General features: G+C 64.7%; 15 protein-coding genes. 5 read left to right on the plus strand and 10 right to left on the minus strand.

The annotated features are described in order from the left end of the window. Positions 1 to 1152, plus strand: coding sequence for a DUF3667 domain-containing protein (locus BM173_RS00880; RefSeq protein ID WP_090476451.1), 1152 nt, complete (start codon positions 1 to 3; stop codon positions 1150 to 1152). Positions 1153 to 1158: 6 nt separating this feature from the next. Here BM173_RS00880 and BM173_RS00885 read toward each other — a convergent pair whose 3' ends face one another. The 4 genes from BM173_RS00885 to BM173_RS00900 form a co-directional block, all read right to left on the minus strand. Then, a complete protein-coding gene (locus tag BM173_RS00885; RefSeq protein ID WP_090476453.1) occupies positions 1159 to 1458 on the minus strand; it encodes a hypothetical protein in 300 nt (99 codons plus the stop codon). Between the two features lie 74 nt (positions 1459 to 1532). Next, on the minus strand, positions 1533 to 1916 hold the full coding sequence (locus BM173_RS00890) for a hypothetical protein (RefSeq protein WP_090476455.1): 384 nt from the start codon (positions 1914 to 1916) through the stop codon (positions 1533 to 1535). A gap of 74 nt (positions 1917 to 1990) precedes the next feature. After that, on the minus strand, positions 1991 to 3955 hold the full coding sequence (ftsH, locus tag BM173_RS00895) for an ATP-dependent zinc metalloprotease FtsH (RefSeq protein WP_090476457.1): 1965 nt from the start codon (positions 3953 to 3955) through the stop codon (positions 1991 to 1993). An 80-nt stretch (positions 3956 to 4035) separates the two neighbouring features. Continuing rightward, entirely contained in the window at positions 4036 to 4680 is a 645-nt protein-coding gene (locus tag BM173_RS00900) for a TetR/AcrR family transcriptional regulator (protein ID WP_090476459.1), read from the minus strand. A gap of 194 nt (positions 4681 to 4874) precedes the next feature. Here BM173_RS00900 and BM173_RS00905 point away from each other — a divergent pair, with 194 nt between their 5' ends. The 4 genes from BM173_RS00905 to BM173_RS00920 are packed head-to-tail and all read left to right on the plus strand — an operon-like array spanning position 4875 to position 9010. Then, complete coding sequence (locus BM173_RS00905) at positions 4875 to 5888, plus strand: ABC transporter permease (protein WP_342741969.1); 1014 nt, start codon at positions 4875 to 4877, stop codon at positions 5886 to 5888. Further along, on the plus strand, positions 5885 to 6592 hold the full coding sequence (locus tag BM173_RS00910) for an ABC transporter ATP-binding protein (RefSeq protein ID WP_090476461.1): 708 nt from the start codon (positions 5885 to 5887) through the stop codon (positions 6590 to 6592). Before BM173_RS00905 ends, BM173_RS00910 begins: the two co-directional genes overlap by 4 nt. A 1-nt stretch (position 6593) precedes the next feature. Further along, the gene (locus BM173_RS00915) at positions 6594 to 7586 is read left to right on the plus strand and encodes an efflux RND transporter periplasmic adaptor subunit (protein WP_090476463.1); all 993 of its coding nucleotides are present in this window, start codon (positions 6594 to 6596) and stop codon (positions 7584 to 7586) included. Continuing rightward, positions 7583 to 9010, plus strand: coding sequence for an efflux transporter outer membrane subunit (locus BM173_RS00920; protein ID WP_090476464.1), 1428 nt, complete (start codon positions 7583 to 7585; stop codon positions 9008 to 9010). Before BM173_RS00915 ends, BM173_RS00920 begins: the two co-directional genes overlap by 4 nt. Here BM173_RS00920 and BM173_RS00925 read toward each other — a convergent pair. The 6 genes from BM173_RS00925 to BM173_RS00950 are packed head-to-tail and all read right to left on the minus strand — an operon-like array spanning position 8980 to position 15297. Then, positions 8980 to 9951, minus strand: coding sequence for a HupE/UreJ family protein (locus BM173_RS00925; protein ID WP_090476466.1), 972 nt, complete (start codon positions 9949 to 9951; stop codon positions 8980 to 8982). The genes BM173_RS00920 and BM173_RS00925 overlap by 31 nt on opposite strands. Continuing rightward, complete coding sequence (locus tag BM173_RS00930; protein WP_090476468.1) at positions 9948 to 10730, minus strand: peptidyl-prolyl cis-trans isomerase; 783 nt, start codon at positions 10728 to 10730, stop codon at positions 9948 to 9950. Before BM173_RS00930 ends, BM173_RS00925 begins: the two co-directional genes overlap by 4 nt. After that, positions 10727 to 12655 (minus strand): DUF3604 domain-containing protein, encoded by a 1929-nt coding sequence (locus tag BM173_RS00935; RefSeq protein WP_090476470.1) that lies wholly within the window; start codon positions 12653 to 12655, stop codon positions 10727 to 10729. Before BM173_RS00935 ends, BM173_RS00930 begins: the two co-directional genes overlap by 4 nt. Before the next feature lie 50 nt (positions 12656 to 12705). Further along, on the minus strand, positions 12706 to 13374 hold the full coding sequence (locus tag BM173_RS00940) for an exopolysaccharide biosynthesis protein (protein ID WP_090476472.1): 669 nt from the start codon (positions 13372 to 13374) through the stop codon (positions 12706 to 12708). A 55-nt stretch (positions 13375 to 13429) separates the two neighbouring features. After that, a complete protein-coding gene (locus tag BM173_RS00945; protein WP_090476474.1) occupies positions 13430 to 13879 on the minus strand; it encodes a MaoC family dehydratase in 450 nt (149 codons plus the stop codon). Next, positions 13879 to 15297, minus strand: a complete 1419-nt coding sequence (locus tag BM173_RS00950) for an aldehyde dehydrogenase family protein (protein ID WP_090476476.1) — start codon at positions 15295 to 15297, stop codon at positions 13879 to 13881. The genes BM173_RS00945 and BM173_RS00950 overlap by 1 nt, the downstream gene beginning before the upstream one ends. Between the last annotated feature and the right edge of the window lie 16 nt (positions 15298 to 15313).

Genomic DNA, 15313 nt, shown 5'->3' on the forward strand with positions numbered 1-15313 from the left:
TTGAGCGATATCGGGGAAGGTCTGGGGACGGCCGTCGAAGGGGGGCTCTTTGCCAAGGTGGTCAGCGGCGGCGCGGGACGCGCGGGCAATACGCCGCTCCAAAAGGGCCATTTCGCCGAAAATGCCTGCCTCAATTGCGGGACCGAACTGATCGGTTCTCATTGCCATTCCTGCGGCCAGCAAGCGCATCTCCATCGCACGATGGGCGCATTCCTGCACGATTTGATGCACGGCGCGCTGCATTTCGACGGCAAGACCTGGCGCACGCTGCCCAAGCTGTTCTTCAAGCCCGGCGAACTCACCCGCCGCTATATCGACGGGGAGCGCATGCGCTTCGTGTCGCCCATGGCGCTGTTCCTGTTCTCGATCTTCCTGATGTTCGCCGTGTTCCAGCTGGCCGGGATCAGCGCACCGACCGATATTCCGGGCGACAATAGCGAAGAGCTGGCCGAATTCACCGCGACCGAACTCGACCGCCGGGAAAAGCTGCTGGAGAGCACGGAAGAAGAACTGGCCGAGCCGGACCTCGATCCGGGACGCAGGGAGGTTCTCGAGCGACGGCAACAGGAATACACAGACCAGATCACGGCGCTGCGCCAGGCGCAGGAGAACGTGCCTTTCCTGCGGCAGGAAGGCACGGGCGACGAATTGATCCAGAACGGAGAAATGGTCATCCCGCTCGAAGAAGTCGACGGCACTACCATGCGGGTGAGCGGCTCTGGCGTCGACTGGGTCGACGGTGCGGTCGAAAAGTGGCGCAAGAACCCGGGGCTGATGCTCTACAAACTGCAGACGAACTTCTACAAGTTCAGCTGGCTGCTGATCCCGCTATCCATACCCTTCGTGTGGCTGATGTTCGCGTGGAAGCGGCAGTACAAGGCATATGATCACGCCATTTTCGTGACCTATTCGCTTAGCTTCATGACGCTGCTGACCCTCGGCCTCACCATCGCGGGGATTAGCGGCATCTCGAGCGAAATCGTGGCATTGGCGAGCATCTTCATACCGCCGATCCATATCTACAAGCACCTGCGGGGCACTTATGGCCTCTCGCGGTTCTCGGCGATCTGGCGGCTCGCGCTGATGTCCGTATTCATCATCGTGATCTTGGCGCTGTTCCTGCAGTTGCTCCTCGTACTCGGAGCGTTTTGAGGCCGCTCAGCTAGCAGGATCTACCCGATCCTGGTTGAGATTGTCGCCTAGGATGGGAGCGGTGTCCGGTGTTTCCTTGTCGCCTTGTTCGATATGCCGTTCCACGTCGGCTGCGCCTTCGCTCACTGCACCGGCCGCGTTCTTCGCGCCTTCCTCGATAATCTCGCCGACGACGGCGGCGTTCGCTTCGATATCGTCTCCGGCCAGTTCGGCTGTGCGCGATGCATCCTCCTGCGTCTGGTCGGAGCAGGCAGAAGCGCCCGCAAGGGCAAGGGCTGACAGGCAGGCAATGGCAAGACGGTTCATGGGTTGCATCCTCGTAGTTGTGACGGTTTGACCTTCATAACGCCCGATGTGCCGCCTGCGTTTCCGCCAGCGATTCAGCGGCAGGGGTATTCGCGGATCAGCGCCGCGCGCCAGGCCTGGGCCAGCGTCATCTTGCGGCGATCGCTTTCCGGCAGCGCACCAAGGATCCTGACCGCAGATTTGGCATCCAGCCCCTTCTTGCGTTCCGCCTCGCTCACGCAATAGACCGGCTTGCCCTTGGCTTTCCCGGCCTCGTTCTCTTCCCTCGCCAGCTGTCCTGCCGCCTTCAGCTGCGCCATGCGCGGCTTGGTACGCTTGTCGAACAGGGCGCCCATGCCCTTGTCCACCAATTCCACCGCATCAACATAGAACGCCTGCGCGTTCACGTCGGCCGGACCCGCCTGTGCGGAGGTTGCGAATGTAAGCGCGGCAATGCCGCCGAGAATGTGCCTGTACATGAAAAAGCTCCGCTCCCTTTGTCCGGGAACGGAGCTTTTTCCTAGCGGCGCTGAACGTCAGCCGAACGCGGTCCTTATCCCGCCTGCGGCGCAGTGCCTCCACCGAATTTCTTGCCCGACTTGGGCACGGCGCTGCCGGTGGTCGGCTTGACCGCGACCGGGCCGGTCGGAGCATCGGGGCGGTCGATCTTTCCGCCCTTCATCAGCTGGTCGATTTCTTCACCGGTAAGCGTCTCGTATTCGAGCAGCGCCTGGGCGAGCAGGTGGAGCTTGTCTTCCTGCTCGGTCAGCACGTCGGTCGCCCGCTTGAGACCACCTTCGACCAATTCCTTGATCTCGGCGTCGATCAGCTTGTTGGTTTCCGCACCGCCCATGGTGCGCGCGGTCTGGCCCATGCCGAGATAGCCTTCCTGGCTCTGCTCGTACTGCAGGGGTCCGAGCTTGTCGCTCATGCCCCACTTGGTGACCATGTTGCGCGCGAGGTCGGTTGCATACTGGATATCGCCCGACGCCCCGCTCGACACCTTGTCGTGACCGAAGATGATTTCTTCCGCCACGCGGCCGCCCATTGCGACTGCAAGGTTCGCGTGCATCTTGTCGCGGTGGTACGAGTAATTGTCGCGCTCCGGCAGGCGCATCACCATACCCAGCGCACGACCGCGCGGGATGATAGTCGCCTTGTGGATCGGGTCGGATGCCGGCTCGTTGATCGAGACGAGCGCGTGGCCTGCCTCGTGATAGGCGGTCATCTTCTTCTCGTCTTCGGTCATGACCATGGAGCGGCGTTCCGCGCCCATCATGACCTTGTCCTTCGCGTCCTCGAATTCCTGCATCGCGACGAGACGCTTGTTGCGGCGCGCAGCCAGCAGAGCCGCCTCGTTGCACAGGTTCGCAAGGTCGGCACCCGAGAAGCCCGGGGTGCCGCGCGCGATGGTGCGCGGGTTCACATCGGGCGCCAGCGGGAGCTTGCGCATGTGGACGGCGAGGATCTTTTCGCGCCCGTCGATATCGGGGACAGGCACCACGACCTGGCGGTCGAAACGGCCCGGACGCAGCAGCGCGGGGTCGAGCACATCGGGACGGTTGGTCGCCGCGATGATGATAATGCCTTCATTCGCTTCGAAGCCGTCCATTTCGACCAGCAGCTGGTTCAGCGTCTGCTCTCGTTCGTCGTTCGAATTGCCGAGGCCATGGCCACGGCTGCGGCCGACGGCGTCGATTTCGTCGATGAAGACAATGCAGGGCGCGTTCTTTTTCGCCTGCTCGAACATGTCGCGCACGCGGCTTGCACCCACGCCGACGAACATTTCGACGAAGTCCGAACCCGAAATGGTGAAGAAGGGCACGCCCGCCTCGCCCGCAATGGCGCGTGCGAGCAGCGTCTTACCGGTACCGGGCGAGCCGACCAGCAGCGCGCCCTTGGGGATCTGGCCACCAAGCTTGGAAAAGCGGCTCGGGTCCTTGAGAAACTCGACGATCTCTTCCAGTTCCTCGCGCGCTTCGTCGATGCCGGCCACGTCTTCGAAGGTCACGCGACCCTGCTTTTCGGTCAGCATTTTGGCCTTGGACTTGCCAAAGCCCATTGCGCCGCCGGCGCCGCCGCCCTTCTGCACCTGCCGCAGCGCAAAGATCGCGATGCCGAGGATCAGGATGAAGGGGAGCATGTTGATGAGCGCGTAAAGGAGGATGTTCTGGCTGCCTGCTTCCTTGCCCGAATACTGGACGCCATTGTCCTCCAGCAGCTTGGGCAGAGACGTGTCGCTGGCGACCGGTACGGTGCTGAACACCTCGCCTTCCTTGGTCGTGCCGGTGATCTGCTCGTCGGAAATCTCGACCGATTTCACATCGCCTGCAGCGACGCGTTCCTTGAAGTCGGAATAGAGCAGCGGCGTACCGCCGCCACCGGACGAGTTGCCGAACATTGAGACGACCAGGAGCAGGCCGAGAAACACCCCGCCCCAGACGAGGAGACTCTTCAGCCAGGGGTTAGGGCCGTTACCCTCGGGATCGGGCTGCTGGTCCTGATTCTGATCGCGCATGAGCGGACATTCCTTTCAATCTCACCAGAATGTAGGATCGCGCAGGTGAATGGCAAGTTTAGACGGCTCGCCAATTCGTCCTATTTCCGATCACACTCTTCGACGGCGTAGGCGCGGCAAAAGACATCGACCGCGCCTTCGATACGCCTGCGTTCCAGTTCGGGATCGACCGGGCGGCCGAAACGGCGCTCCAGATCGCCCATTCCCTTGCACATGGAAACAAACTGTTCGACCGCAAGTGCTGTGTCGTCGATGGCGAGTTCACCGCTTGCGACCATCGTGTCGAGCAGGCCCGCAAAGGCGGTGCGCATACGGTAGGGGCCTGCTTCCAGGAACGCCTCGCCGATGGTGGGATCACGCTCGGTCTCCGCAGCGATGCGCCGGTCGAACTGCACCATTTCATCGCGCGTCAGGAAAGCGACCATCGCCTCGGCAATCGCGGTCAGCCTCTGGCGCAAGCTCCCCGTCGGCAGAGACGTCAGCTCCAGGCTGGAGCGCATGGTAGCGCATTCACGGTCGACCGAGGCCGCGAACAGCGCCTGCTTGTCGCCGAAATGGTTGTAGATCGTCACCTTCGATACGCCGGCATCCGCAGCGATCTGCTCGATCGAGGTGGCGGCAAAGCCCTTCTCGAAAAAGGAACGGGCGGCCGCAGCAAGAATCGCTTCCCGCTTGGCCTGGTCCGCCGGCCTTCCGATCGATCGCTTTTCAGCAGCAGTTGACAAAGTGAACGGTCCCGTTCAGTTGAACGCATCCGTTCACTAATGAACGAGTCGCACAGCAAAGGCAACCAAGCGCCGTGATCTGGATCGCAATCAGAATGCTGACCGGGGATGCCCAGAAGTTCTACGGGCTGGTCTTCGGCATCGCTTTCTCGACGCTCCTCATCACCTAGCAGCTGACGATCTTCGTCAACCTGATCGAGCGCGGGGCCAGCGGCGTCTACAATGTTTCCAGCGCCGATGTCTGGGTGATGGACCCGGTCAGCCGCACGACCGACGTATCCTATGCCCTTCCCTCCACCGCGCTCGACAAGGTGCGCGGCGTGCCCGGTGTCGAATGGGCCGTGCCGCATATCCGCGCCCAGGCTAGCGTGCGCACCAAGAGCGGCGACCTGGAAGGTGTGGCGGTTATCGGGGTAGACGATGCGACGCTGATCGGCCTGCCCAAGAACATGGTGGAAGGCTCGCCCGACGTCCTCTCCCAGCCCGACAGCGTGATTATCGACGATGTCGGCATGACCCGCATGTTCCCCGGGCAATCGCCTATCGGGGAGCGTCTCGAGCTGAACGACCAGCGCGCCGTGATCCGCGGCATTGCCGATGCGACGCCCAGCTTCACCAGCACCGTCGTGCTTTATACCAAGTACAGCCAGGCGCTGAATTACGTGCCCGGCACGCGCAACCGCCTGTCCTTCGTGCTGGTCGGCGCTGAAGACCCCTCGCAGGCCAAGGCGCTGTCGGAAAAGATCGAGCGCGAGACGGGACTGAAGGCCCAGACGCGGGACGAATTCGCTCGCGACGGGGTCAATTTCATTATCGAGAACACCGGCATCCCGCTCAATTTCGGGATCACTGTCGCGCTCGGCTTCATCGTCGGGGTCGCCATTGTCGGCCTGACCTTCAGCCTCTTCATCCGCGACAATATCAAGCAGTTCGGCGCGCTTAAGGCGATCGGCGTCACCAATGGCAAGATCCGCAAGATGGTGGCCGCGCAGGCCGCGCTCGTCGGCTTCGTCGGCTACGGCCTCGGCGTGCTGGGCACGCTGGCCTTCATCTGGAGTTTTTCGGCCAACCCCACCTTCAAGGGCTTTTACATCCCTTGGCAGATACCGATTATCAGCCTCGTCGCGGTGACGCTGATCCTGGCGCTGACCGGCTGGCTGGCGCTGCGCAACGTCCTCAAGACAGAACCTGCGGCGGTATTCCGGTGAGCGAGGCCCCCGCCATCTGCACGCGCGGCGTCACGCGCGACTTCAAGGCCGGTCAGCAGACGATCACAGTCCTGCACGGGATCGATCTCGACATCCGTGCGGGCGAGCTGACCTATCTTGTGGGGGAAAGCGGTTCGGGCAAGACGACCATGATCTCGATCATGTGCGGGATCCTCTGGCCGACCGAGGGCGAGGTAAAGGTCTTCGGCACCGACATTTACGAATTGAGCGACACCGAACTGGTCGAGTTCCGCCTCAACAACATCGGCTTTATCTTCCAGCAGTACAATCTGATCCCCGCCATCGATGCGGCCAGCAATGCCGCCGTCCCGCTGATTGCACAGGGCATGGACCGCCACGAAGCCCGCGAACGTGCGGTCGAAATGATGGCCAAGCTCAACATCGCGGACCAAGCCGACAAGCTGCCGAACCAGCTTTCGGGCGGCCAGCAGCAGCGCGTCGCCATCGCCCGCGCGCTCGTCCACGAACCGCGCCTCGTGGTGTGCGATGAACCCACCGCCGCGCTCGACGCATCATCCGGCAGGCGGGTGATGGACCTCTTGCGCGAAGTGGCCGTCGCCGAAGATCGGGCCTGCATCATTGTCACCCACGACAACCGCGTTTTCGACCTCGCCGACCGCATCCTCGTGCTCGAGGACGGCAAGATCATCCATGACGGCACCGAAATGCCCGAGGAACACTGATATGGCTTTCAATCTCCGCAATCTCAGCTTTTCCCGGCAGGTGCTGCCCGCCATTGCCGGGCTGGCGCTGCTGCTCGCCATTGTCTTCATCGTCTCGGGCCTCCCCGACCGCGAATTGTCCGAGCCGGAAAACGAGCCGCCGCGCGCACCCGAACAGCTGGCCGATGCGCCGCGCGTCGCCGGATCGGGCGTGGTCGAACCGTCGAGCGAGGTGGTGCAGATCGGCTCGGCCCTGTCGGGCCTCGTCACCGGCCTCTTCGTCCAGCCCGGTGACCGCGTGAGCGAAGGCCAGACGCTGTTCACGGTGGACGACCGCGCCGCCCGCTCTGCCCTGCGCGAAGCGGAAGCCGCCATCGGCGAAGCGCGCGCCGCGATTGCCGAGGCAGAGACCGCGCGCGCCACGGCCTCGCAGCAACTGGCGCTCTATCGCAATGTCGATGATCCCGCCGCCGTCAGCCGTTCCGAAGTCATCCGGGCCGAAGGCGAAGCTAGCGCGGCTGCCCAGCGCCTGACGCTTGCCCGTGCCCGCTTGCAGGCCGCCCAGGCGCGTGCCGCCAGCGCGCGGACCGAAATCGGCCGCCTGACCGTGCGCGCGCCCATTGCAGGCGAGATCCTGGCGGTGAATATCCGCAAGGGCGAATATGTCAGCACCATGGGCGGCGGCGGATCGCAGCCATTCATCGAGATGGGCCAGACGCAGCCGCTCTACGTGCGGATCGATATCGACGAGGAGCAGGCGCCCCGCCTCGACATGGGTGCAGTGGCGACTGTTAGCCCGCGTGGCGCCTCCGACCAGCAGGTAGAAGCGACCTTCGTGCGCGCCGAACCGCTGGTGGTGCCCAAGCGCTCGCTGACCAATTCCGCGGCCGAGCGCGTCGACGTTAGGGTGCTGCAAGTGCTCTACGAGTTGCCCGAAGCAGCATCAACGAGCGAAACTCTGTTCCGCGTGGGCCAGCAGGTCGATGCCTATATCCCGGCCAAGGGCGACGAATGATGCGCCTGCTACTCGCCTCCACCTGCGTGCTGGCGTTGGCCGGGTGCGTTGCCGGGCCGCCGCCCGAAATCGCCACGCCCACACCGGTCCTGCCGGCGGAATATTTGTTCGCTCCCGACGCGGCCTCGGCGACCGACCTCGCCGACCTGCTTCCGACCGACGATCCTGCCTATGACACCCTCGCGGCGCAGGCTCTCGCCAGTTCGCCCACGCTGGGGGAGGCTTTGGCGCGGATCGACCAGGCGCGTGCAGGCGCAGACCTGCGCGGCGCAAACCGCCTGCCCTCTGTGGGCGCAAATGCAACGGTCGAGGGGCGCCGCAGCAACCCGGCGCAATTCGGCGGCGACCTGCCGTCCGCCATCGCGTTCGATACCGAACAACTATCCTATGCGGCCAATGTCACCGCACGCTGGGACCCGGACATCTTCGGACGCCTGCGCGCGCAGGAACGCGCAGCGCTCGCCCGGATCGATGCGGCATCGTCCAGCGCCCGCGGTGTACGCAACGCCCTGCTCGCCGAGATCGCTGCCAGCGTGATCGACTGGCGCACGCTCGACGCAAGGGCCAGCGCCATCAAGGACGACCTAGCTGCAGCCGAAGAACTCGCGCGCCTTTCCAGGGTCCGCGAAGATGCGGGCATCGCGCCCGGCTTCGACCGCGTGAGAGCGGAGAGTGCCGCCGACGCTTCGCGCAGCCGCCTCGCCGCGCTGGAGAGCGAGCGCGCCCGCCTGATCGGCCGCCTCGTCACCCTGACAGCGCAGGGCGGCGCTCAGGTGCGCTCGGCCCTCGCCATAGCACCTCGTGAAAGCGGCCTGCCAGCTGCCCCCGCTACCTTGCCGAGCGCCCTGCTTGCCAACCGTCCCGACGTCCTTGCCGCCGCAGCGACCCTCGCCGCGCAAGATGCGGAACTGGCCGCGGCAGCCCGCCGCCGCTTCCCGGTGTTCGACCTGTCAGCCGCCATCGGCCTGCTGGCCTTCAGCCCGGGCGACCTGTTCGACAGCGATTCCATTATCGGTAGCCTCGCCGCATCCGTCGCCGCGCCGCTGCTCGATTTCGGGCGAATCGAGGCCGAGATCGACGGTGCTGCTGCCGAAAAGCGCGCCGCATTCGAAGCCTATCGCCAGGCCGTCTATACCGCGCTTGGCGATGCGGAAGGGGCCTATGGCCTCGTTGCCGCCGCCGACCGCGAAGCCGCCGCTGCCGCGCAGGAAGCGGCGAGCCTGCAACGCGCCGCCTCGCTCGCCGAGGTGCGGCAACGCGCTGGCCTCGCCGATTTCCTAACCGTTCTCGAAGCGCGCCGTGCAGCGGATGCCAGCGGCGAGCGCGCGGCTGCGGCCCTTGGGCGGGCGGAGCGCGCACGTGTCATTCTGTGGCAGGCGCTGGGCGGCGATACTCAGCCGATCACGCGGTCCACCAACCAATAGGCTCCGGTAATGCCGATGGCGTAGGAGGCGATACGCAAGGCGGGCGCTTCGGCCCCCGCCCGCACGCGCCGGATCACTGACAAGGCAGCTAGGACGGCGGCAATCACCAGCAGTTGCCCCGCCTCCACACCGAGATTGAAGCTGACGAGCGCTGCCGGCACCTCGCCTTCCGGCAAGCCTATCTCGCGCAAGGCCCCTGCAAAGCCGAAGCCGTGGAGAAGGCCGAAGGCGAAGGCGACCAGACACGGCAAGCGGCGCGTGATCGTATCCTTCGTGCCGCGCGCGATTTCGACCGCGAGAAACACGATCGAGAGCGCGATCAGCGCCTCGACAGGACGCTGCGGCAATCCGGTGACCCCCAGCGTCGTTGCCGCAAGCGTGATCGAATGCGCCACGGTGAAGGCCGTCGCCGCCTTGACGACCGGCCAGGTCCGCCCGACCAGCAGGACGAGCGCGATCACGAAGAGCAGATGGTCCCATCCCGCAAGGATATGCTCCACCCCGATCACGAAATAGCCGCGCCAGACCTGCATGCGCGATGGCCGCGCTTCGACCTCGGCGTAGGGTTCCTGCGCGGTCAGGCGGTAGACCTGGACTGGTCGATCCAGAGGGGCCACGCGCAGGATCGCATCGCCCTGTCCGAAGAGAGCGGGCCAGCCGATGCGGCTCCCGGCAATATCGCCCTCGCAAGTGACTTGCGCGCGTCCGACCACCGCAAGCGCGGAATTGTCGAGCACCGGCTCGCCTGAAACTTCGCAGGTTTCCGGCAAGTCCGGGCGCGCAGTCCGATCGGCCTGCGGCGAGGCGAGCGGTTGCCTCCACCCGAGGTTCCAGCGCGCCTCGTCGACCTGCTCCAGCTGGATCGAGACGGGCCGCAATTCGTCCGCCAAGGCGGGGTTTGCGATGAGGAGGACGGCGAGCGCCAGCAGCCAGCGGATCATTCGACCTCGATCCGGTAAGCTTCGCGCAGGAGCTCGAATGCCCTTGCGCGGCGAGCGGCAGCCGTCGAACTACGCCAGTCGGCCTCCACCCTGTCGCGGATTTCCGACAGGGGCCGTTGCCGTCCCTCGACCCGCTCTTCGATTTCGACGAGATGGTAGCCGTAGCCTGACGTCACCTGCGCACCGGAGGTCTCCTGCAGCTCGGCGATCTGCGACGCGAATTGCGAGCCGAAGACCGCCTTGATGTCCGCATAACTCGCATCGGTCATGCGCTCCGGCAGCGAGATGGCGTCCCCGTCTGCATCTCCCGCTGCGTCGAGCGCTACGTGCAGCGCATCTTCGCTCCGGAAATATCTCTGCGAGAAGGTGAACCGCTCGCCTTGCGCGAACCGGCCGGGATGGTCGCGCAGCCACGCCGCCAGCGTCTCCTCGCTCGGCCGGGCGGTTTCCACCTCGGCCCCTGCCAGATCGTCCATCTTGGTCGACAAGCGTCGCCGCACGACCGGATCGCCCGCATCGAGCCCAAGCCGCAGCGCCTCGCGGTAGAGCACCTCTTCGCGCACCCAGCTTTCAATCTGCGCATCCAGTTCCGCATCGGTGGGCGGGCGACCCATGGTGCGCTCAAACCCGAGGGCGAGGTTTGCCTGCCCCTCTTTCGTGAGCGCAATGGTCCGTTCGGCCGGATCGACCGGCTCGCCCGCAAACGACAGCGCGGCCCAGATAGCAGCCCCCGCCACCAGGAAATGCGCGAGCGGATCGCGCAGCAGGCGGCGCATCATCGCATGATCGGCGGCGCATCGCCCGGGGTGCCGCGGGGACGCAGCCAGACGGGCGAGGAATAAGCGCGCTGCTGGATGACGTTGGCCTCAACAACCTCCTTGGGCAGCGTCAGGCCGAAGCGCTTCGCATCGTAAAGGACCCAGCTCGGCGTCGGGATTTCGAGCACGCGCACATAGTAGAAGGCGCGCTGGCCCCGGCGATATTCGGGATCGGTCCAGGTGGCGCGCAATTCAGCCGCGCCGATCGAATTCTCATAGGTCGCCTCGGACCGGTTGACCGTATCGCCCACCGGCGGCACCGGCGAATTGGAGGCGGCATCCATGGGACGCGCGCTCCACGCGACGTCGAACACCTTTTCCTGCTCCGCGCCGTTCGCATCGACCCAGCCCTTGACGATCTGCACCCGGTCCAGATTGGCCCCGTCGGGGTCTTTCAGCGCGCTGACGAGGAAGGTCGGTGCCCTGCCGTCATCCACCAGGTCGCCGCCCATCGGTACGCCGCGCGTATAACCTGCGCGCACCCAGTCGCCTTCCCAGTCGCTTTCGCCGAAATCAAATCCTGCGAAGAGGCGCACCACCATGCGCGGCCCGGTCGTCGCATAGACCTCGCGCCGCATGAAGGCATCGAAGATCTCCGCGCGCGTGTTGCCGCGCGCCCAGGCTGCCGCATAGCCGCTGGCGAGATAGTGCCAGCCGAAACGGCCCTGCCTTGTGCCAAGGTTCTGCGCTGCCATTGCGCGGTCGGCGCGCGGTTCGTTGCCGGTATGCTTGCCGAAGAACTGGTCGTCGTCCGCCGTGGCCAGCGCGGTGTGGCTGTCGGTCGATCCGATCAGGCCGAAGGCATAGGGATTCTCGCCCATCTGCTGCTCCAGCGTCAGGCCGCGCAAGAGGGCCGAGCGGATATAGCTTCCCGCGAACATGTCCGGCGTGCTGCGCGCGGTAAGCGGCAGATTGCCCAAGTCCCATCCGGCCACGCCGAAGCTGGCGAATTCGTCGTTCGGGGACAGGAAGGGGTGCGTCTCGCTGTCGCCCTTGATTTGCGTTGCCTCGACCACGGGTTCGTGCCGGGCGCGGCGGCGGGCATAGTCTGCGTCCATCGGCCCGCCGTCGGGGCCCGAGAATTCGAACATCATGCCGTTCGACAGGTTCGAATTGTGCGGGATGGCCAGCACCTTGCCGCCAGTGCTCTGTTCGTAGGAATCCATGTAATCCCACAGGCCGGTGACATCGCCGTCCAGTCCCGGATAGGGCAGGACCTGCGCGGTCCGCGCGCTGCCGTCGCGAAACATGACGACGCGGTGGAGGTTGTTTCCGCCCGGCATCAGCGTCCATTCGAAGCCTGCGAAGGCGGTGAAGGTGCCCGGCTCGTTATAGCGGTCGAGCAGGCCCAGGTGCCGGTCCCACAATTCGCGCGTAGCCTTGGCCTGGCGCTCGGGATCGCGCAGCGCCTCGGGTATCTCGTCATTTGCAGCTGCGGTAATGAGTTCCGCCACGGCCCGCGTCGACTGGTCGGGGCTTTCGTGCATCATGTCGCGCCAGCGGCGCAGCGTGGGATCGCGCACCATCATGCGCGGCGCATCATAGAGCCTGCGGGTCGCCCCCATCGCATCGGAGTGATCGGCAATGACGAGAAAATCGAGCGGCCGGTCGAGCTGTGCGCTCATGCCGGTGGTCGCGGTGACCTCTTCCCCGCGCGCGAACTTCAGTGCGTCTTCCGGGCCGAGCCGCACGCCGAAGCCGAACGCATCGACCGAAACGTCGGTATGGAGGTGGGTATCGCCCCAATAGGGGCGGTCGGGAAATTCGGCCAGTTCGATGGTATCTGTGCCGTCACCGCGTTGCTCTTCGGTAACGCCGCCCCCGCCGAACAGGTCGCAGCCTGCCAGCACCAGAGCGCTCGCGATTACGCCGATACGAAAGTCCATGCCTCATCCCCTCATCCGTTGGGGAATGTGCAAGAGCAATCGCGTTCAGGTCAAGCAGCTATGCGATAGGCAGCGGGTTCGACGATGGCCATGCCGCCGCCCGAACCCTCTTCGTCCGACGTATAATAATAATATGTGCCGCCGCCGATCGCCGCGATGGCGAGCGCAAGGGCTGCGAGCATGATGACCCCGTCGCGGACCGTCAGCGCCAGGCCGATGGCGGCGATCGCCAGCATGGGCGCGCTGCTGGCGAACGGCAGGACTTCGAGCGGAGGGACGGTTGCGCAGAGCAGCAGGATGACCACCGCCGCGATCTTGATCCACATACCTTCGGTAAGGCCCTCGAGGCGTCCGTGACTGTGTTCGTCCAGCCAGTGGGCGATCCCGCGAAGCTTGGCGATGCCCTTGTGCAGCTTCTTGCTCTCGACTGCGCGTTGCTGGAGCCATTGCGGCATCCAGATATGCTCCTTGCCGAACAGGAGTTGCACCGCGATCAGCGCGATGACCGCGGCAAGGAAGCTCGGCACGCCGGGGATGCCGCCGACCGGCGTGATTTCCAGCAGGGCGGGAATCATGATGAAGGGGCCAAAGCTGCGCCCGCCGAAATCGTCGAGGACGTCGCCTACGCAAACCTTGTCGTTCTTGGTAGTCAGGTCGTCGAGTTCGCCCAGGACGCTCTCGACGCCATCGGGTTCGGACTGGGATTTTTCTTCGGCCATTGCGCTCCCCTTCGCCCTTCAACGCGCGAAGGGCGAAAAGGGGTGCAAGCGACCGTCAGCCCTTCTTTTTCAGGAGGGCCGAGCGTTCGCAGCGGCAGACCACTTCGCCGCGTTGGTTTACCGCTTCGTGCAGGAAGGTGACGATGCCGGTGTCGGGCCGCGACTTGCTTTCGCGCAGGGCGATGACCTCGCTGGTGGCGTGCAGCGTGTCGCCGATAAACACCGGCTTGGGCATCACCAGCTTGTCATAGCCTAGGTTCGCCACCAGCGTGCCGAGCGTGGTGTCGCCCACACTCAGGCCCACCATCAGCGAGAAGGTGTAAGTCCCGTTGACGAGGATTTGCCCGAACTCGCTCTCCTTCGCCGCTTCCACGTCGAGGTGGAGCGGCTGCGGATTGTGGGTCATCACGGTGAAGAAGAGGTTGTCCGCTTCTGTCACCGTGCGCCGGATTTCATGGGTCAGCTTGTCGCCGACCTGCCATTCGTCGAAGTGCCGGCCCGCCATCAGCTATGCCCCATGACGGCCTTGACCTCGAGGAAGTCGTGGAAGCCCCACTCGCCCCATTCGCGGCCATTGCCCGATTTCTTGTAGCCCCCGAACGCCGCGTTCATGTCATAGCCGCCGTTGATGGCGACACGGCCTGCACGGATGCGCTTGGCGAGCTTTTTCGCGGTCTCGATATCCTCACCCATGATGTGGCTGGCGAGGCCGTATTCGGTGTCGTTCGAAATGCGGATCGCGTCTTCGTAATCGTCATAGCCGATCATCGCGAGTACCGGACCAAAGATTTCCTCGCGCGCGATGGTCATGTCGTTGGTGACATCGGCGAAGACGGTCGGCTTGACGTAATGGCCGGTTTCGAGGCCTTCCGGCTTTCCGGGACCGCCCGCGACCAGCGTCGCGCCTTCCTCGATGCCTTTTTCGATCAGGCCCTGGATCTTGTCCCACTGCGCCTTGGAAACGACCGGGCCGATGGTGGCGTTGCCCTTGGGATCTCCCGGGATAACGCCCTCGGCAGCTTCCTTCGCCGCGGCCTTGGCTTCTTCCATGCGCTTGTGCGGCACGAGCATACGGCTAGGTGCCGTGCAGGTCTGGCCCGAATTGCCCATCATGGCGGTGGTGCCGCGCATGACCGACTGCGTGAAGGCGCTGTCGTCTAGGATGATGTTGGGGCTCTTGCCGCCCAGTTCCTGTGCCACGCGCTTGACCGTATCGGCGGCGTTCTTGGCGATGAGGACGCCTGCGCGGGTCGAGCCGGTGAAGCTGACCATGTCGATGTCGGGATGGCCCGAGATCGCTTCGCCCACGCCGGGGCCATCGCCATTCACGAGGTTGAATACGCCGGCCGGAACGCCAGCGGCATCCATGATCTCCGCGAAGATATAGGCGTCGAACGGCGCGATCTCGCTGGGCTTGAGGATCATGGTGTTGCCGGTCGCCAGCGCGGGGAAGACCTTGCAGGCGATCTGGTTCAGCGGCCAGTTCCACGGGGTGATCATGCCGACCACGCCGATCGGCTCCCAGATGTGGAGCGTCGGGCCGTCCTGGCGTTCGAATTCGAACTTCTCCAGCACTTCGATCGCGGTCTGGCAGTGACCTGCGAGCAGGCCGGTGTGCGGGCCGTTTGCGAGGCTCATCGGCGCGCCCATCTCGTCGGAGACCGCCAGCGCGAGATCGTCCTTGCGATTGGCAATTTCGGCCTGGATGGCGCGCAGCAGGGTGAGGCGCTCTTCCTTGCTCGTCTGGCTGAACGTCTCGAACGCACGGCGCGCGGCCTTGACCGCCTTGTCGACGTCGGCGGCGCTGCCGAAGCTGATGTGGCCGATGGTTTCTTCGGTGGCAGGGTTCTCGACCGGTTGGGTATTCTCGGTAACCGGATCGACCCACTGGCCGTCGATGTAGAACTTGGTGCAATCGCGCATGGGAATTTCTCTCCTT

Origin of the sequence: Qipengyuania nanhaisediminis, from assembly GCF_900115585.1 — a bacterium.
GTDB classification, from domain to species: domain Bacteria; phylum Pseudomonadota; class Alphaproteobacteria; order Sphingomonadales; family Sphingomonadaceae; genus Qipengyuania; species Qipengyuania nanhaisediminis.